Below are 18263 nucleotides of genomic sequence, written 5' to 3'. Positions count from 1 at the left end.
ATTGAATTCACCTAAAGGAGGAAAATCATGAAATACGCAAAAAAATGGACTTCATTGTTCTTAGCAAGTGCAGTGACTTTATCCGCAGTTAGTATCCCACAGCAAGAGGTACATGCAGCCGAAGTAAAGAAACCGACAAATGTCATTATGCTTGTGATGGATGGTAGCAGTAATAATGCTGTCACCCTTTCTCGCTGGTATAAAGGTGAAAGCCTAGCAATGGATGAAATTTTATCGGGTGCTATGCGCACATATTCTGCTGAATCTGCCATTACCGATTCCGCGCCTGCTGCGACAGCATTAGCAACTGGGCATAAATCGAACGATAAATATATAGGTGTGCTGCCCTCTGTGATCAACTCCCCTGGATTAACGCAAATCGCTAAGGAAGATGCCTTCCGACCTGTAGCCAATGTGCTAGAAGGAGCTAAACTGCAAGGTAAGGCTACTGGATTAATTTCTACTTCCGAAATTCAACATGCTACACCAGCTGGTTTTTCTGCACATGTCAACAATAGAAGTCAATATGGGGATATAGCAGAGCAGCAGGTTTATCAAAATATTGATGTTGTCTTAGGTGGTGGACTGGAATCACTATCACCAGGCACATCGAAAAACGCTCGTCAAGATGGCGAGGATTTAATCAAAGTTTTGAATGAAAAAAACTATGATCTCGTTAAAACGCGCGATGAGCTATTTAACAGTCAATCCTCAAAAATTTGGGGAAGCTTTGCGCCAAGTGCACTTGCTTATGATTTAGATCGTGCTAAAACAAGAGCATCTGAGCCTACACTTGCTGAAATGACAAATAAAGCAATCAATACGCTGAAAAAGGATGAGGATGGCTTCTTCCTCTTTGTAGAAGGTAGTAAGGTTGACTGGGCTGCACATGCCAACGATACTATTGGTATCATTAGCGATATTTTATCATTCGATGATGCAGTGAAAGAAGCGGTTGATTTTGCGAAGGAAGATGGTAATACTTTAGTCATCGCAGTAACTGATCATGGAAATAGTGGCATTACGATGGGGAACGCTTATACAACTAGTACCTATTCCAGCATTCCAGTCTCTGCGTACATCGACCCGTTAAAAAAAGCTACAATGACCATTGAAGGAGCTTTAAGCCAACTAAAAGAAGATCGCTCGAATTTAGTTGAGGTCGCTGCTCTTTATGGCTTAGATTCATTAACGGAGGACGAGCTTAAAACATTACAGTCTGCTAAAGACTTAGGCAATGAAATGGTAAAAATGCTAGCCAATCGTGCAAACATTGGTTATACAACAGGTGGCCATACGGGTGAAGATGTATTCTTATATTCATTTGGTCCTTCTAAATTGACAGGATTAGTAGAAAACACTGATTTAGCCCATACAATGGCACGCTTTATGGGCTTTGACTTAAACACATTAACAAATGAATTATATGTGCCTGCAACGAAGGCATTTACGGAAAAAGGATTTACAACAAAAATTGACTTATCGAATAAAGAAAACCCAACATTTATTGCACAAAAAGCAGATGTTACAGTGAAAATTCCAGTCAATAAAAACACGATGATCTATGAACAAACTTCAACAAACACGGCAAAGACTCATACATTTGATACAATCAATGTCTACAATGGCTCTGAATTTTATGTATCTAAAAAAGTTATTAATGACGAGAAGCACGAACCATCGCGTAAAMMKMWSYKKMKRYWAWTCCCTTATGTTCGTGCTTTTTTTACATAAGTAAACCAGCCAATAATTTGTAAACTCTATATATTCCCCCAAAACCTTAAATTTACCTTAAATTAATCTTATGATTTACTGAATTCATCTTAATTCAGCAACATTTTTCTCCACATTCCGTCAAATCAGTGTTAAAAACCTAAGGTAAGGATTTTTAACTAGTAAATTACTATTTTTTGAAAGTTTAATTCTATACTTTTTTTCATTGGAGGTGGACAAATGCAATCCATCAAAAATAATGAGTATCTACGCTTTATTGGCTTCACGTTGTTTTATTTGATTGTTTTGGTACTGTTGTTTCTTATACATGGCTTCCATGATATGAACGCCGGACCATTTATATATACGGAATTTTAAATAAAGGAGATTAAAATATGTTAAGTATTTTGGCAGCTATTGAACGTGTGGCCCTCCAGCAGCCACAAAAAACTGCTTATCAAACACACAATGCCTCCTTAACTTATAGTGAGCTTTGGCACTTATCAGATCGTCTTGCCGATTATTTAATGAAGCTTAAGTTGCGGAGACAACAGCCTATTGTCATTTATGGACATATGTCCCCCCTACAAATTGTTGCGTTTATCGGAGCTGTAAAGGCTGGCCATCCATATGTGCCTGTTGATTCGTCAACACCATCAGAAAGATTACAGCTCATTACAGAAGCTTCTGGGGCAGGTTTAGTATTGACAACAGAGCTATTACAGATGCCGTTGAACCTGCCAGTTATGGCAGTGCATGATATTCTGGATGCCTCCTCAAAGGACGTGATCCTATCATCCGCAACATGGGTTCGAGATGAGGATATCCATTATATTATTTACACTTCTGGTTCAACAGGTCAACCAAAAGGGGTACAAATTACAGCTAGTAATCTAACACACTTTGTTAGGTGGATGCAGGAGCACTTCCCTTTACAGCAAGACGGCGTATTTTTAAATCAAGCACCTTATTCCTTTGATTTATCTGTTATGGATCTCTACCCAGCTCTTGTTGGTGGACACACGCTTTATGCGATTACACAGCAAGAAATTGCTAATCCAAAAGCATTGTTTGATTCATTAGCGATGTCAAATACTCGTGTATGGACTTCTACACCTTCCTTTGCCAAGATGTGTTTGATGAACAAAGAATGGGATCAAAAACTCATGCCTGCATTAGATACTTTTTTATTTTGCGGAGAGGTTTTACCGATAGCAGTATGTAACGAGTTAATGCTTCGTTTTCCACAGGCAACAATTTATAATTTATATGGTCCTACAGAAACAACCGTGGCTGTATCCTATGTAAAGGTGACGAAAGAGCTAGTAGCACGCTTCGAACAATTACCGATTGCCCCTATAACGGAGCCAAACGTTTCTGTAGCAGAAGATGGAGAAATTATTATTTCAGGGCCAACCGTTAGCGCAGGGTATTTGGGAGCGCCTGAATTAACAGCGAAGGCTTTCCCGATCGTGGATGGCGATCGCATCTATCAAACTGGTGATATAGGCTATGAGCAGGATGGTTATTTGTTCTTTTCAGGTCGTAAGGATTTCCAAGTGAAATTACATGGCTATCGTTTAGAGATTGAAGAGATTGAAAAACAAATCAATAACCTGCCACCTGTTTCAAGTTGTGTTGTTGTACCTGTTTATAAAGAGAAGGAAATCATTTCTCTTAGTGCCCATATTGTTTTACATGAGCCATTAACAGGAGCAGCCTTCAAAACGACAAAGCAATTGAAGGCACTTTTATCGGCGTACTTACCTGCCTATATGATACCGAAAACGTTTAAATATATGGACGCTTTACCACTAAATCCAAATGGTAAGATAGATCGTAAAGGATTGGCGGTTATGGAGACAGTATGACGCCTTATGGAAATATAGCATTTTTTGTGATCATCGGACTTTTATTACTACCTACTATCCTCCTAGGGTTACGAGGCAAATCTTCGAAACGTTATAATCTTTTTGTTTCGGTCATTGTCTTAGCATTAATCTTCGGACATTCAATGAATGGGACCATCTCGCTCGTATTATTTACTGTCTTTCAGGTAGTACTTATTGTGGCTTATCAGCGTTACCGACTTCAGCAAAATAGCGGAACCATTTTTATAATAGCAGTGCTTTTATCCATATTACCCCTGATTCTTGTGAAGGTTTTGCCGATTCTCGGGTTACATCATGTATTTGGCTTCCTAGGTGTATCCTACATTACGTTTAAAGCGGTGCAAATGATTTTAGAAACTCGTGATGGCTTGATGAAAGAGAAAATTTCTGTAGGAGAGCTAGTCTATTTCTTATTATTCTTTCCTACCGTATCATCGGGACCTATTGATCGTTGGCGTCGTTTTACAAAGGATTTTCATACCGTACCTTCCTCGGAGGATTACCAAAAGCTGCTATTGAGTGGCATTAACTATATTTTTGTCGGCTTTTTATATAAGTTTATTTTGGCTTATTTAATTTACAACTACACGCTTATTTATTTACCTAACCATACGTATAACTATTTGACACCCTTTCAGGGACAGCTAGCGTATATGTATATGTATAGCTTTTACTTATTCTTTGATTTCGCTGGCTACAGTGCATTTGCTGTTGGTGTGAGCCGGACAATGGGTATCCATACACCGATTAACTTTAATCGCCCTTTCGCCAGCCGCAATATTAAAGATTTTTGGAATCGTTGGCATATGAGCCTTTCCTTCTGGTTTAGGGATTATGTCTATATGCGCTTTGTCCTTTGGATGACAAAGAAAAAATGGCTAAAAAATAAATTTGCTATTTCGTATATAGGCTTCTTTTTACTATTCTTTTTAATGGGTATTTGGCATGGTCTGGAATGGCACTTTGTGGTCTATGGACTCTATCATGCCCTATTGATTATCAGCTTTGATAAATTTGAACGCTGGAATAAAAAGCATAAGCGTTGGCCAAAAAATAAATGGACGCATGCTATTGGTGTAATCATTACGTTTCATGCTGTATGCTTCGGCTTTTATATTTTTTCTGGCACATTATTTTAAACAAAGGGCTGTAAGAGCCTGTTCACTAAAGGAGAATTATTAATGGATCAACAACAAGTTTTAGAAATGCTAGTCGAGTTATGTGAAGATGAAATTATTGTAGAAAACCCAGATATTGATTTATTTGAAGAAGGTTTACTAGATTCGTTTGGGACAATTAATTTATTAGTTGAAATTGAAAATCGTTTTAATATTTCTGTCCCTATTACTGATTTCAATCGTGAAGAATGGAATACGCCTAATCGAATTGCAGGGAAATTAGCTGAAAGACAATGATCAAAAAAGGCTTTCTTTCTTTATTTATTGCATTTGCTCTTTTTACTGGCTTTGTCTTTTTTCCTAATGCTTGGATTAAAGCATGGATATCCAATGAGGATGTGGAGCAAGCCAAAACGAACATGTCTCCACTTGTATTTCAGGGCACATATTTACAGGAGCGAATGTTGCAGGAGCCTAGTTCCATGCCACTTTATGGCTCCTCGGAATTAAACCGTTTTGATCCGTTCCATCCATACAATTATACGCGAGCAACTGATGCTCCGTATTCGACATTTATGATTGGGCGTGGAGGCATGCAGTCCATTACCCACTTCTTGAATTTCGCAGCACAAGAAAAGAATTTAAAGGATAAAAAAGTGGTCTTTATCATCTCCCCGCAGTGGTTTACAGAGAAGGGCATGGGTGAATTTCACTTTTCACCGAATTATTCCATGTTACATGCTTATGATTTAGCCTTTAATCAGGAGATGGATGCCAACCTTCGTAAAAGAGCTATGGAGCGCCTACTTGAATTTGATACTGTCAAACGAGATCGCCTCTTAAAGACCATGTACCAATATCAAATGTCTAACGGCAAGGAAAAACCAATTACTGGACGTATGGCCATGGTCGCGGGGCGTTTCCACAAGGAGTTACTAGAAAAGAAGGATTTATATTATTCCCTTTTCCCACGTAAAGGTCATGCATTAAAAAGTAATGACAAGCTCATTGCCAATCAAAGCTTTGAGCAACAATTGCAGCATGCAGAGGCATATGGGCAGAAGCGTGTATCCAACGACTATATGATTGAAGATCGCGCCTATCAGCGACTTGTAAATGCTAAATTTTCAAAGTTTAAAGATATACGAAAAAAAGAGGATTATACAAACTCTCCTGAATATGAGGATTTCCAACTAGTTATCGATGTTTTAAAGGATGCAGGTGCCAAACCACTATTCGTCTCCATTCCAGTTAATGGCTATTGGTATGATTATAACGGCTATCCTGAGGAACGTCGTCAAAAATATTACGATAAAATGGAGCAAGTATTAAAGGATGCAAATGTTGCCTATGTTGATTTTTCAGATCATGAATATGATCCTTACTTTATTATGGATACGATTCATATTGCCTGGAAGGGCTGGGTCTATCTCGATCAAGAACTAGATCAGCATTGGTCACAGCCATAACAATAGTCAGGACAGTCTAATATTAGTAGACTGTCTTTTCTTATTATCGTAAGAGACCTTTTATGTAAAGCGCCATTTGCTCACTTATCTCATTTAGGTTTTTCAATAGCTTCACTAAATTGTTGAACCTGCTCTGCCTGATCATTAGAGGCTGCTTCAATTTGCTCCATGCTTTCCATAAGTGCTTGAATATTACTCGTGATCGTTTTAAGGGAGGTTACATTTTGTTCTGTTGCTGTAGCTGTCTCACTAGAAAGCTTCCTTACCTCTTGCGCTACGATGTTGAAACCTGCACCGTATTGGCCTGCACATGCCGCTTCACGTTAATCTTTTTTATATGTTAAAATGCCTCAAAGTTTGAATTAACTTTGAGGCATTTTTTGAAATTCGCCTATTTATCTTTCGCAAAAAGGTATTCAATATAAGTCATATTCTAAATTGTGTTGAATATAAGCTTGCTCTTCAGATGGAGTTAATAGACGAATTGCTTTCCCTGAAGCTTCTTCATCGCCGCCTTGCATTTCCCATATGGAATTGTGGTCGTCAACTGCATTTGAAAAATCACCCTTCGACCATCTTTCCAATATTGAAATGTAAAGCTCTTTATATTTATAATTGCTTTCTTTGGCTATAGCTAACAATCGGTCAACCTTTTCTTGTGTTATTTGCTCGTGACCCCATTTTATTTCCGCTTCAACCTTCTGATGAGACATACTATGAATGGTTTCGTTCATTTTGTGTTCTATTAAGTCATCTGGATATAATTCATTTTCTTTTTTTAGAACAGTTCCATCCTTAGAAGTTACTTCAACATATCCAGCGATTGTTTTTTCTTCCTCGGGAGTAGATTTATTCATATGCTCAGTGAATTTAATGTAACCAAATGCTCCACCGAAAATAATTAATATTACAATGATACTAATAACCGATTTGGTTTTTCTCTTCATGTTATTACCCCTCAGTAATTTTTTATCATTATGTAAATATGGTTGATATTAGTTAATTAGGTTAAATAATAACAGAATGTTGTAATAGGTTTCAATGAATAGATACTTAATGTCCACCGCTTTCGGTTGTTCTAATTGAATAAGCTTACTCTGTAATTAGATAAGCAACTAAAAAACCCCCAATCTACAAGTGTTTATCACACTTATAAATCAGAGGTTGAAGCAATACATAAGACTAAATGTACAACATGGTTCAAATATAAAAGCTGTGTATTACTAAATTCAAAGTATTTTCTCTTCAATCAAATACTTATTTTAAGTTATAGAATGAATTTAAACCAAGATACTCTGCTGTTGAACCAAGTTGATCTTCGATGCGAAGAAGTTGGTTGTATTTAGCTACACGGTCTGTACGTGATGGAGCACCTGTTTTAATTTGACCAGCATTTGTTGCAACAGCGATATCAGCAATTGTCGCATCTTCTGATTCACCAGAACGGTGAGAAATAACCGCTGTGTAGCCTGCACGTTTCGCCATTTCGATCGCTTCAAATGTTTCAGTTAACGTACCGATTTGGTTTACTTTGATCAGAATTGCATTTCCTACGCCTTGCTCAATACCTGCTGATAATTTTTTCGTATTTGTTACAAATAGGTCATCACCTACTAATTGTACGCGATTGCCGATACGGTCTGTTAATAGCTTGTGTCCAGCCCAGTCGTTTTCGTCTAAGCCATCTTCAATTGAAATGATTGGGTATTTATTTGTTAACTCTTCGTACCAATCCACCATTTCCTCAGAAGTTTTGACAACACCTTCACCATCTAAGTGGTATTTGCCATCTTCTTTATTGAATAGTTCAGAGGATGCTACGTCCATTGCAAGCTTCACTTCGTCACCTGGTTTGTAGCCTGCTTTTTCAATCGCTTCTAAGATCACTGTAATTGCTTCTTCGTTAGAGCCTAGGTTTGGTGCGAAACCACCTTCATCACCTACTGCTGTGTTGTAGCCTTTTGCTTTTAGAACAGCTTTTAGGCTATGGAAGATCTCAGCGCCAATACGTAATGCATGACGGAATGATTCTGCACCAACAGGCATAACCATGAATTCCTGAATGTCTACATTGTTATCAGCGTGAGCACCACCGTTTAGGATGTTCATCATTGGTACTGGTAATTGCTTAGAATTGAACCCACCAAGATATTGATAAAGAGGTACATCTAAATAATCTGCCGCAGCATGTGCAACTGCCATGGATACACCTAGAATTGCGTTGGCACCAAGCTTGCCTTTGTTTTCTGTGCCATCTAGCTCGATTAAAGCTTTGTCGATGACTACTTGATCAAGAACAGAATAGTTACCTTCTAATTCTTCCGCAATAATTGTGTTTACATTTTCAACTGCTTTTAATACACCTTTGCCTAGGTAACGAGATTTGTCACCATCGCGTAATTCTACCGCTTCGTATTCACCTGTTGATGCACCTGATGGTACGATTGCGCGGCCAAATGCGCCTGATTCTGTAAATACTTCAACCTCTACTGTTGGGTTCCCACGTGAGTCTAAAACTTCGCGCGCATAAACTTGTGTAATAAATGGCATAATTAATTCTCCTCTTTTTCAATTAATGATTGTCCTGTCATTTCAGTAGGCTGTGACACCTCTAATAATTCTAACATGGTTGGCGCTAAATCGGCTAAAATACCACCATTTCTTAACATTATATTTGGTTTTGTCACAATTACTGGAACAGGATTTGTTGTATGAGCTGTCATTGGCTCACCTGCTAAAGTTAACACTTCATCAGAGTTGCCATGGTCAGCTGTAATAATAGCTGCGCCACCTTTTGCAAGGAGTGCGTCTACTACTCTCCCTAAGCATTCATCTACTGCTTCAATGGCTTTAATTGTTGGCTCCAGCATTCCACTATGACCAACCATATCAGGGTTGGCAAAGTTAAGAATAATGCCATCAAATTTTTCAGCCGCAATTTCTGCAAGTAAGGCTTCTGTCACCTCATAGGCAGACATTTCAGGTTTTAAATCGTATGTCGCCACCTTTGGAGAAGCAATTAAAATACGTTCCTCACCAGGGAATTTTTCCTCACGTCCACCACTCATAAAGAATGTAACATGTGGATATTTTTCAGTTTCCGCAATCCGCAACTGTGTTTTCCCATTCGTCGCTAATACTTCACCAATTGTATTTTTCAAGTTGTCATTTTCATAAGCAACCTGAGCGTTGACTTCATCACTATAGTGTGTGAAGGACACAAATTTTAAATTCTTTGGATGATTTGCAGATATAGCAAAGCCATCGAATGCTCCATTTGTAAAAACTGTTGACAGCTGAATGGCACGATCGGGACGGAAGTTAAAGAAAATCACTGCATCATGATCGCCAATTGTTGCTACTGGCTCACCATGCTCTTGAATGCTAAATGGGATGACAAATTCATCTGTTACCTCACGCTCATAGGATGCTGCTACACCACTTTTAGCACTTTCTGCTGTTTGACCGACGCCATCCACCAGTACATTGTAAGTCAGTGCCACACGATCCCAACGTTTATCGCGATCCATTGCATAGTAACGTCCATGAATAGAAGCAAATTGCCCTATGCCTATTTCAGCCATTTGCTTTTCCGTTTCTTCGATATAGTCTAATGCTGTTGTTGGACCAACATCACGACCATCTAAGAAGCCATGTATATAAACTTCCTCTAATCCTTGCTGTTTAGCTAGCTTTAATAGTGCAAACATATGCTCATAATGACTATGAACACCACCGTCTGATAATAAGCCCATAACATGTAGCTTTGACTGATGAGCTTTCACATGTGCTACTGCATCTAAAAAGGCTTGATTCGTGAAGAAATCTCCATCACGAATAGATTTATTTAAGCGTGTTAAGCTTTGATAGACGATACGTCCTGCACCGATATTTAAGTGCCCCACCTCAGAATTCCCCATCTGTCCTTCAGGTAATCCAACGGCTTCTCCCGCTGCTGTTAATGTCGCATGAGGAAATTGATGCCAATATCGATCAAAATTTGGCTTATTGGCCTGTGCTACTGCATTCCCGAATGTTTCATCTCGAAATGCAAAGCCATCTAAAATAATTAATGCTACTGGCTTTTTAGGCATTTGCTGCCGCCTCCAATAATGTTAAATAAGATTCTGGTTGTAAGCTTGCTCCACCAACTAAAGCACCATCAATATGTTCTTTGGATAAAAGCTCCTGAATGTTATCAGGCTTAACACTGCCACCATATTGAATGCGCACGGCATTCGCAGTTTCAGCATTATATAGCTCTTCTACTACTGCTCGAATCGCTCCGCATACTTGATTTGCATCGTCTGCCGTAGCCGTTTTACCAGTACCAATCGCCCAAATCGGTTCATACGCAATGACCATATGCTCAACTTGCTGTGCTTCAAACCCAGCAAGTGCCGCTTTAATTTGACCAGCCACTTTTTGCTCTGTTGTGCCTGCTTCACGTTCTTCTAGTGTTTCGCCACAGCAAATAATAGGTACGATAGTATGTGCAAGTGCTGCTGCTACCTTCTTATTAATCGCTTCATCTGTTTCATTGTAGTATTCGCGACGTTCAGAGTGTCCTAAAATGACATAGTCAACATCCACACTTGCTAGCTGTGCTGGACTAATTTCACCCGTAAAAGCACCTTCATTTTCATAGTGCATAGTTTGTGCACCAATTGCCAGCTCTGACTCACTAGCAACTTGCACAAGTGTAGGTAGGTAAAGAGCTGGTGCGCAAATAACAGCATCTACTTTGTCATTGGAAGGAAGTTTTTCTTGTACAGCATCTACAAACTGAATAGCCTCTTCAAATGTTTTAAACATTTTCCAGTTACCTGCAATAATTGGTTTACGCATCATTTTGCCTCCGATTAGCTTATTTATCGTTTAGTGCTACAATCCCTGGAAGCTCTTTGCCTTCCATTAATTCTAAGGAAGCACCACCACCTGTAGAAATGTGATCCATCTTATCTGCTACTTCAAATTTTTCAACTGCAGCAGCTGAATCTCCGCCACCGATTACTGTGTAGCCAGCTGTTGTTGCCATTGCATCAGCAACTGTTTTTGTGCCGTTTGCAAATTTGTCCATTTCAAAGACACCCATTGGTCCATTCCAAATGATTAATTTAGATTTTTTGATAACTTCTGCATAGTTTGCAGCCGTTTTAGGTCCAATATCTAGACCCATCCAATCAGCTGGAATAGCATCTACATCAACGATTTGTGTTTCAGCATCCTGTGAAAATTCATTTGCCACAACAGCATCGACTGGCATATGTAATTGCACACCTTTTGCTTTTGCCTTCTCAATAAAGGACTTTGCTAGCTCAATTTTATCTTCCTCTAGCAATGATTTACCGATATCGTGGCCTTGTGCCTTAATAAAGGTAAAGGATAAACCACCACCGATAATTAAGTGATCTACTTTTTCTAATAGGCTTTCTATAACACCAATTTTATCTTTTACTTTGGCACCACCAATAATGGCTGTAAACGGATGCTCAGGGTTAGACAATGCCTTACCTAGTACATCTAATTCCTTTTGCATTAAGAATCCAGATACAGCTGGAATATGCTTAGCAATTCCTTCTGTAGAAGCATGAGCTCGGTGGGCTGCACCAAAAGCATCATTAACATAAATATCTGCTAGCTGAGCAAATTGCTGTGCTAATGTTGGGTCATTTTTCTCTTCACCAGCATGGAAGCGTACATTTTCAAGCAGTAGAATATCTCCATCTTGCATGTTTGCAACGGCTTCTTCCACCGCTTGCCCAATGGATTCATCAAGCTTTGTAACAGGCTTGCCCATTAATTCCGCTAAGCGAATGCCAACAGCCGTTAAACGCATTTCCTCTTTTACTTCACCTTTTGGACGACCTAAGTGAGAAGCTAGAATAACTTTAGCACCCTGCTCTACTAAATACTCAATTGTAGGAATAGCTGCACGAATACGCGTCTCATCGGTAATAGCACCGTCTGCCATTGGTACATTAAAATCTACACGTACAAAAACGCGTTGACCCTTAACATCAATATCTTTCATTGTTTTCTTATTTAACATGAAGAAACTCCCTTCAAAGTTTGTTTTAGTCTTACACCCTTGTGTTTTACCCATCTTGGCTCTACACCATGCTTACTAAATTGAATAGTCATTTTGGTACTTTTTCAGCGTCACTATCTCGTGTAAGTATGATTCTCCAACTTTTGATAATGAACCCTAATACTTGTTTTTATAGTAGCAAAAGTTAACTGTTATGTCTTGCAATCAACATGTATCAATTACGCCTCAGCGTAATTGCGTCCAGATTTTTTTTGAACTTGCTCGAAACATTCCTCTTCAAAATCTGTGACATTCGCTGAGCTTTTATCTTGATTCAGTCGGTGATTGAACACCAATGAATCAAGAGAGTCATTTGTGTAATCATCTCATTACCTATAGAGGTGGGGTTTTCTGCTGAATCTAGAAAAAAAGGAGTAAGGGTTATCCCTTACTCCCAATACCCTTGTATATTATATCTATTCGATATTATAAAGGCTATACTTTTTGTGCATAAAAAGCAGTAATATGTCACACTTTTTACTCAAAATGTCGAAATATGATACTTATTTATGGTTTAAGCCTTGTTCAGCAATGTATAAAGCTAGGTCCATTAAGCGAGTAGAGTAACCAATTTCGTTATCATACCAAGCTAAAACTTTCACCATTTTGTTTTCTAACACCATTGTTGAAAGGCCATCTACCGTAGAAGAATAATGGTTACCGTTATAATCAATTGATACTAATGGTAGCTCATTGTAATCTAAAATGCCTTTTAATTCATTTTCAGAAGCTTCTTTTAATGCTGCATTAATTGTTTCTTTCGATACATCTGCTTTTAGCTCTACAACTAAGTCAACACATGATACGTTAGGCGTTGGCACACGCATAGAGAAACCATCTAGCTTACCTTTTAATTGTGGTAATACTTTTGATACAGCTATCGCTGCACCTGTTGTTGTTGGAATCATAGACACCGCTCCGGCACGTGCACGACGAGGGTCAGAGTGTGGGAAGTCTAGAATTCGTTGGTCATTTGTATAAGAGTGAATTGTTGTCATCATACCACGTTCAATGCCAAATTTCTCATCAAGCACTTTAGCTACTGGTGCTAGACAGTTAGTTGTACAAGAAGCATTGGAGATCACATCATCAGTTGCTGGGTTATAATCCTCATGGTTTACACCCATAACAAATGTAGGCATTGCGCCTTTTGCTGGTGCCGATAGAATCGCTTTTTTCGCCCCTGCTTCAATATGCTTGCCTACTTCTTCCATTGAACGGAATCGACCAGTACATTCAAGCACTACATCTACGCCTAATTCGCCCCATGGTAATTGGGCAGGATCTTTTTCAGCATATACTTTTACACGTTGACCATTTACTACGAAAGAATCTTCATCTGCATTGACTTCAGCATCATAGATACCGTGTACTGAATCATATTTCAATAAGTGCGCAAGCTGACCAGCATCTGTTAAGTCGTTTACGGCTACTACTTCAAATTCATCATGCTTCATTGCCTCACGAAATACTAAACGTCCAATACGTCCAAATCCATTAATCGCTAATTTTAATGCCATTGTTAATTCCTCCAATAATGTGTGATGTCTGTCTCTATGAATAGAGACATCAAAATTTACTTTATGCTCATTCAAAAAATGCTTTAGCACTTTCTGAGATCGAGTGACATGTTTACAACTTTGCCATCATTCAAGATGCTTATTTTCTATAGAAGATATTTTAGCAGCAATTGCTTTGGCCGCTGCTTCATCTGTTACAAATATGGTTTGCTTAGGTGCTACTTTGAAATAAGAAAGCATTGCATTGACCTTCTGTTTTCCTGCTGCAACTGCAATGACCTGCTCACTGTTTTGTACCTGCTCAAGCTGGATACCAATTGTGCGTATACGATGTACTATTTCTCCATCGGCATTGAAATAATAGCCGAAAGCCTCACTCACAGCGCCTTTTTCCTCAAGAATTCGCAAATCCTCAGGAGATGAGTTACGACGAATCGCCATTTCCTCTGCAGAGCCAATCCCATGAATGACGCAATCTGCTTGATCATAGAAGGCCATCATTTCTGTTACCATCGGCTCTGTTAGCATCGCTTGATAAGCTTGCTCACTTAAATGCTCTGGTAAAAATAAAGTACGGTATTGTGTTTCCATTTGCATGGCAAATGTTGCAACAAGTGTATTGGCCTGCATTTGCATTTCATGTCCAATCCCCCCACGTGCAGCTACAAAAGTGATATCCTTTTGTCCGTCTAAAGGATGTAAAAACTGTGCAAGTGAGGCAACAGATTTTCCACCAGTGACAGCTACAACTTGCTCATCAAAAGCAGCCGACATAAATTGCAATGCTGCTTCTTTGCCTAGCATGCTTAGGATTGTATGATCCTCATTGTAATCACCAGGAACTACGACTACACGTTGAATGCCAAAGTGGCTTTCAAGCACTTTTGCAAGCTGGGTTAAACCAGACCATTCATAAACGATAGCTCTTAATTTTTCAATGACTATATCACCATCATCTGTACATACCATACCCGACTTTTGCGCATCTAATAACCCTTGTTCACGTAAAATATCAGTTTCTTTGCGTATTTCTCTTTCTGTCATTTTCAGTGAATCAGCTAGTGTACGTCGCCCGATTGGTTGCATAAGTTGAACGGCTTGCAATATTCGATATCTTGCTTGCAGAAGCGGATACATTTCAGGAAGTAGCCTTTGCTGTGCCTCTGGAACAGTTAACATATCTATCTACTCCCCTAATTAATAGTGGTGGGTTTGTTTTTAACCCACTTAATTATTTTGTGTCCCACTTATGCTTTTATTATAATATGCATTGTTTTAAAGTGCAAGTAGTTGTATTGTTCTGGATAAAAAAAAGCCTCATAGCTCTAAAAACAGCTACAAGACTTTGTTGAACTTATTTAGTGAAAGATAAAATCGCATTCTTTTTAAAACCTTCTAAAGCTTTTGTTGCTTCAGTTTTATTTGTAAATTCAAAAATACGAACGTCCTTTTTCTCAAATACTGTAATAACCCACATTGTAAAATCTCCCTTCACATCATTCATTTTTGTAATATAACAACCACTAAAATTTGTGATACATTTGCTAAACTGTTTTATAACAACTTCTTACTTGATACCTATTCTACTCCGATTTTTAGGAAAAGAAAGTCTAATGTGAAGGTCTTCACAAACTGTTCAAATTCAAACCGCTTTCATTGAACAATTTGTGAATTGTGAGAATGACAGCTAATAATAAAGTCATTTATACCGTTAATAATTCTTTATACTTTCAGTAGATTAACTGCCTAATCGCTCCATTAACGTGGCATAATCTAAATGACCATACTGAATGACGACACCCTCTTTTTCAACTACCGGAATCATTAGCATATATTTTTCATGTATACGATCATCCTGCTCTATATCAATTATTTCAATATCAAATAGAACATCTTCCTGAACAAGCTTTAATGTCTGTAATCCTTCTACACATAAAGGACAATTCGCCCGACTAAAAAATTTAATTTTCATAGATAGCACCTCCTCCTTTATTATAAACGATGTGGCAATGTAGAAATGGCTACTATTCTTTGATGATGTTTATTTGAGCTGTCTTAGCATCCTTCTTTGTAATGGTTGTATTTTTGCCAACAATGACGGAAATCACGACAATCATTGCCACGACGATCGTAAACCAAGAGATGGATTCATTTAAAAATAGCGTAGCAAAAAGAATCATTAAAAATGGCTGTAAATATTGGATCTGACTAACTCTTGCAATACCTCCTAAAGCCATTCCCCCATACCAAGCAACATATGCTAAAAACTGACTGACAACAGCTAAATATAACAGGCTAACCCACGCTGTAAGAGGGGCATGTAGCATTTCCAAGGAAAATTGGGAAATGACAGGGACAATAAAAAAGGGAGCCGCCATCAAAATAGCCCAAGCAATCACCTGCCAGCTCCCTAATTCCTTCGCTAACTGTCCTCCTTCTGCATAGCTAAGACCTAATATTACAACTGCTGCTAATAATGCTAGATCTGCCATATGTAATTGGCCTAAGCCTAAAAAGCTAGCATAAATAATAACGGCTATAGCCCCAATAACACTCGATAACCAAAACTTAAATGAGGGACGTTCACCTGCTCTGAATAAAGCAAAGCCCGCAGTCGCTAAAGGTAAAAGTGCTAATTCTACCGCTCCGTGAGAAACTGGTAACCTTATCATTGCCCAAGATGTAAGTAAAGGAAACCCTAATACAGCGCCAAAGGATACTATTATCAAGCTTTTAAATTGTCTAGCAGTCGGTAGTCTTTCTTTTCTTACAAGTAAAACAATGGCTACGATGAACGCCGCAATGACAGCTCTCCCCAATCCTACAATTGTCGCTCCAAAATATGGTACAGCTGTACTTGTTGCAGGTAACGTTAGACTAAAGCAAATTACGCCCACAAATCCTAACAGCAAACCTATTTTTTCTTTTCTTTTATCCTGCATGTTCTCATCCTTTCATTTTCCTCTCCATCTGTCCCTGGTATAATCCATAGTAAGTGGCGCTACCCCAAAAATAAACAGAATTTTCTACCAACTGTCCTGGTACAGATAAAGGAGGAAGGATGATGATTGCAAAATATTTAGAAGTTGTAGAGGACATTAAAGAGCAGCTTGCTAATGGTGTGCTCCTTGCAGGCAGTAAACTACCTTCCGTTCGACAACTGTCTGAGCAATTTTCCTGCAGTAAAAATACAGTGATAAGAGCGTATAATGAATTAGAAAAGGAGCATCTTATTTTTTCCAAACCCAAAAGTGGCTATTATGTTGTGAATAACATAGAGCAACCAACTACAAACCAACAAGTTATTGATTTTTTATCAGCTGGCCCAGACAAAAGCATTATGCCCTATATTGAATTTCAGCATTGCATCAATCAAGCTATTGACACATTTAAAGAAGAATTATTTAGTTACAGTGATCAGCAAGGGCTTTACTCGCTGCGTGTACAATTGGCTAAGTATCTACAGGACTTACAGGTCTTTACTGAACCTGATCGATTATTTATTGTTTCGGGTTCACAGCAAGCATTACATTTACTAGCGGCAATGCCTTTTCCAAATGGTAAAAATAATATATTAATAGAACAACCTACCTATTTTGGTTTTATAGAATCTGTCCATCTGCAACAAGCTACAACTTTTGGGATTGATTTAACAATGGAGGGCATTGATTTAGATCGTCTTGACTATATTTTTCGCAATAATGACATTAAGTTTTTTTATACTGTGCCGAGATTCCATAATCCTCTTGGTCATAGCTATACAAATGACGAAAAAAGAAAGATTGTGGAATTAGCAGAAAAATATGATGTTTATATTGTGGAGGATGATTTTTTAGGAGATTTAGATCCTAATAAAAAAGCGGATCCGTTTTTTTCTTTTAATCCCACTGGCAGGGTTATTTATATTAAAAGCTTTTCAAAGGTATTTCTTCCGGGTTTAAGAGTAGCGACAGTCGTCCTTCCCACTATAATGACAAATCATTTTCTACGTTATAAATTTAGTGCTGATTTCAATAGCTCTGTGCTCTCGCAGGGTGCCTTAGACATTTATTTAAAAAGCGGTATGTTTAATAGTCATATTAAAAAGATTAAAGAGCTTTATGTAAGAAAAATGAGCGTTTTACAGGAGGCTTGCGAATCATTACTTCCCACCTCTACTAACTATACGAAACCAGTATCAGGCTTTTATCTTTCCGTTGTTCTTCCTGATAATGTAAGTGCTAGGCAGGTGGTTCATTTATTAAAGGACAAAAATATATTGATGGATGACGCTGCTAGAATGTATCTACCAGAATTTAAAAAAGATAATCTTATTCGTTTAAGTATTTCTCAGGTAGATGAACCATTAATTTATACTGGTATTGAGGAGCTAGAACTTTGCATTTCATCATTTGAACGTAAAATGCGTTATCCAAATCCCATTCACCTATTGTAATTAAAAAAGGCATTGATTGTGAGCA

At 38.3% G+C, this 18263-nt stretch carries 16 protein-coding genes and 1 pseudogene; 7 read left to right on the top strand and 10 right to left on the bottom strand.

The window, feature by feature from the left end:
* Nucleotides 1-27: 27 nt before the first annotated feature.
* From ACHZEU_RS18095 to dltD, 6 genes and pseudogenes are all read left to right on the top strand, one after another.
* Nucleotides 28-1734 (top strand): annotated as a pseudogene (locus ACHZEU_RS18095) (alkaline phosphatase).
* Nucleotides 1735-1953: 219 nt separating this feature from the next.
* Entirely contained in the window at nucleotides 1954-2091 is a 138-nt protein-coding gene (locus ACHZEU_RS18090) for a teichoic acid D-Ala incorporation-associated protein DltX (protein ID WP_004228095.1), read from the top strand.
* A 17-nt stretch (nucleotides 2092-2108) separates the two neighbouring features.
* On the top strand, nucleotides 2109-3584 hold the full coding sequence (dltA, locus tag ACHZEU_RS18085) for a D-alanine--poly(phosphoribitol) ligase subunit DltA (RefSeq protein WP_048390892.1): 1476 nt from the start codon (nucleotides 2109-2111) through the stop codon (nucleotides 3582-3584).
* A complete protein-coding gene (gene dltB / locus ACHZEU_RS18080; RefSeq protein WP_404803601.1) occupies nucleotides 3581-4744 on the top strand; it encodes a D-alanyl-lipoteichoic acid biosynthesis protein DltB in 1164 nt (387 codons plus the stop codon). Before dltA ends, dltB begins: the two co-directional genes overlap by 4 nt.
* 42 nt (nucleotides 4745-4786) lie before the next feature.
* Nucleotides 4787-5020, top strand: a complete 234-nt coding sequence (gene dltC / locus ACHZEU_RS18075) for a D-alanine--poly(phosphoribitol) ligase subunit 2 (protein WP_016994756.1) — start codon at nucleotides 4787-4789, stop codon at nucleotides 5018-5020.
* Complete coding sequence (gene dltD, locus ACHZEU_RS18070) at nucleotides 5017-6192, top strand: D-alanyl-lipoteichoic acid biosynthesis protein DltD (protein ID WP_404803600.1); 1176 nt, start codon at nucleotides 5017-5019, stop codon at nucleotides 6190-6192. Before dltC ends, dltD begins: the two co-directional genes overlap by 4 nt.
* Nucleotides 6193-6608: 416 nt before the next feature.
* On the opposite strand, the gene ACHZEU_RS18065 is transcribed toward dltD, so the two are convergent.
* The 10 genes from ACHZEU_RS18065 to ACHZEU_RS18020 form a co-directional block, all read right to left on the bottom strand.
* Nucleotides 6609-7139: a DUF6241 domain-containing protein gene (locus ACHZEU_RS18065; protein WP_048390887.1), complete on the bottom strand. Its 531-nt coding sequence runs from the start codon at nucleotides 7137-7139 to the stop codon at nucleotides 6609-6611.
* Nucleotides 7140-7449: 310 nt separating this feature from the next.
* Complete coding sequence (eno, locus tag ACHZEU_RS18060) at nucleotides 7450-8742, bottom strand: phosphopyruvate hydratase (RefSeq protein ID WP_048390885.1); 1293 nt, start codon at nucleotides 8740-8742, stop codon at nucleotides 7450-7452.
* Nucleotides 8743-8744: 2 nt separating this feature from the next.
* Nucleotides 8745-10286, bottom strand: coding sequence for a 2,3-bisphosphoglycerate-independent phosphoglycerate mutase (gene gpmI, locus ACHZEU_RS18055; RefSeq protein ID WP_404803599.1), 1542 nt, complete (start codon nucleotides 10284-10286; stop codon nucleotides 8745-8747).
* Nucleotides 10279-11040, bottom strand: coding sequence for a triose-phosphate isomerase (tpiA, locus tag ACHZEU_RS18050; protein ID WP_048390882.1), 762 nt, complete (start codon nucleotides 11038-11040; stop codon nucleotides 10279-10281). Before tpiA ends, gpmI begins: the two co-directional genes overlap by 8 nt.
* 19 nt (nucleotides 11041-11059) lie before the next feature.
* Complete coding sequence (locus tag ACHZEU_RS18045) at nucleotides 11060-12244, bottom strand: phosphoglycerate kinase (protein ID WP_404803598.1); 1185 nt, start codon at nucleotides 12242-12244, stop codon at nucleotides 11060-11062.
* 542 nt (nucleotides 12245-12786) lie between these two features.
* Complete coding sequence (gene gap / locus ACHZEU_RS18040; RefSeq protein ID WP_269897811.1) at nucleotides 12787-13803, bottom strand: type I glyceraldehyde-3-phosphate dehydrogenase; 1017 nt, start codon at nucleotides 13801-13803, stop codon at nucleotides 12787-12789.
* Nucleotides 13804-13929: 126 nt separating this feature from the next.
* A complete protein-coding gene (locus ACHZEU_RS18035; protein WP_048390878.1) occupies nucleotides 13930-14982 on the bottom strand; it encodes a sugar-binding transcriptional regulator in 1053 nt (350 codons plus the stop codon).
* A gap of 175 nt (nucleotides 14983-15157) precedes the next feature.
* Nucleotides 15158-15280: a hypothetical protein gene (locus ACHZEU_RS18030; protein WP_004228055.1), complete on the bottom strand. Its 123-nt coding sequence runs from the start codon at nucleotides 15278-15280 to the stop codon at nucleotides 15158-15160.
* 261 nt (nucleotides 15281-15541) lie between these two features.
* Nucleotides 15542-15775, bottom strand: a complete 234-nt coding sequence (locus ACHZEU_RS18025) for a glutaredoxin family protein (protein WP_054549560.1) — start codon at nucleotides 15773-15775, stop codon at nucleotides 15542-15544.
* A gap of 52 nt (nucleotides 15776-15827) precedes the next feature.
* Nucleotides 15828-16745: a DMT family transporter gene (locus tag ACHZEU_RS18020; protein ID WP_054549561.1), complete on the bottom strand. Its 918-nt coding sequence runs from the start codon at nucleotides 16743-16745 to the stop codon at nucleotides 15828-15830.
* Nucleotides 16746-16867: 122 nt separating this feature from the next.
* Here ACHZEU_RS18020 and ACHZEU_RS18015 point away from each other — a divergent pair, with 122 nt between their 5' ends.
* Nucleotides 16868-18238, top strand: a complete 1371-nt coding sequence (locus ACHZEU_RS18015; RefSeq protein ID WP_404803597.1) for a PLP-dependent aminotransferase family protein — start codon at nucleotides 16868-16870, stop codon at nucleotides 18236-18238.
* The last annotated feature ends 25 nt before the right edge of the window (nucleotides 18239-18263 follow it).

This window comes from Lysinibacillus sp. S1 (genome assembly GCF_044986265.1).
In the GTDB taxonomy this organism is placed as follows: Bacteria; Bacillota; Bacilli; order Bacillales_A; family Planococcaceae; genus Lysinibacillus; species Lysinibacillus capsici.
Note: the sequence above shows the minus strand (reverse complement) of the source record. Positions and strands in the feature narration are given on the sequence as shown.

Excerpts from the sequence above, each read along its gene's own strand:
- ACHZEU_RS18090 (WP_004228095.1), top strand. The coding sequence starts at position 1,954 with ATGCAATCCATCAAAAATAATGAGTATCTACGCTTTATTGGCTTCACG.
- dltA (WP_048390892.1), top strand. The coding sequence starts at position 2,109 with ATGTTAAGTATTTTGGCAGCTATTGAACGTGTGGCCCTCCAGCAGCCA.
- dltB (WP_404803601.1), top strand. The coding sequence starts at position 3,581 with ATGACGCCTTATGGAAATATAGCATTTTTTGTGATCATCGGACTTTTA.
- dltC (WP_016994756.1), top strand. The coding sequence starts at position 4,787 with ATGGATCAACAACAAGTTTTAGAAATGCTAGTCGAGTTATGTGAAGAT.
- dltD (WP_404803600.1), top strand. The coding sequence starts at position 5,017 with ATGATCAAAAAAGGCTTTCTTTCTTTATTTATTGCATTTGCTCTTTTT.
- ACHZEU_RS18065 (WP_048390887.1), bottom strand. The coding sequence starts at position 7,139 with ATGAAGAGAAAAACCAAATCGGTTATTAGTATCATTGTAATATTAATT.
- eno (WP_048390885.1), bottom strand. The coding sequence starts at position 8,742 with ATGCCATTTATTACACAAGTTTATGCGCGCGAAGTTTTAGACTCACGT.
- gpmI (WP_404803599.1), bottom strand. The coding sequence starts at position 10,286 with ATGCCTAAAAAGCCAGTAGCATTAATTATTTTAGATGGCTTTGCATTT.
- tpiA (WP_048390882.1), bottom strand. The coding sequence starts at position 11,040 with ATGCGTAAACCAATTATTGCAGGTAACTGGAAAATGTTTAAAACATTT.
- ACHZEU_RS18045 (WP_404803598.1), bottom strand. The coding sequence starts at position 12,244 with ATGTTAAATAAGAAAACAATGAAAGATATTGATGTTAAGGGTCAACGC.
- gap (WP_269897811.1), bottom strand. The coding sequence starts at position 13,803 with ATGGCATTAAAATTAGCGATTAATGGATTTGGACGTATTGGACGTTTA.
- ACHZEU_RS18035 (WP_048390878.1), bottom strand. The coding sequence starts at position 14,982 with ATGTTAACTGTTCCAGAGGCACAGCAAAGGCTACTTCCTGAAATGTAT.
- ACHZEU_RS18030 (WP_004228055.1), bottom strand. The coding sequence starts at position 15,280 with ATGTGGGTTATTACAGTATTTGAGAAAAAGGACGTTCGTATTTTTGAA.
- ACHZEU_RS18025 (WP_054549560.1), bottom strand. The coding sequence starts at position 15,775 with ATGAAAATTAAATTTTTTAGTCGGGCGAATTGTCCTTTATGTGTAGAA.
- ACHZEU_RS18020 (WP_054549561.1), bottom strand. The coding sequence starts at position 16,745 with ATGCAGGATAAAAGAAAAGAAAAAATAGGTTTGCTGTTAGGATTTGTG.
- ACHZEU_RS18015 (WP_404803597.1), top strand. The coding sequence starts at position 16,868 with ATGATTGCAAAATATTTAGAAGTTGTAGAGGACATTAAAGAGCAGCTT.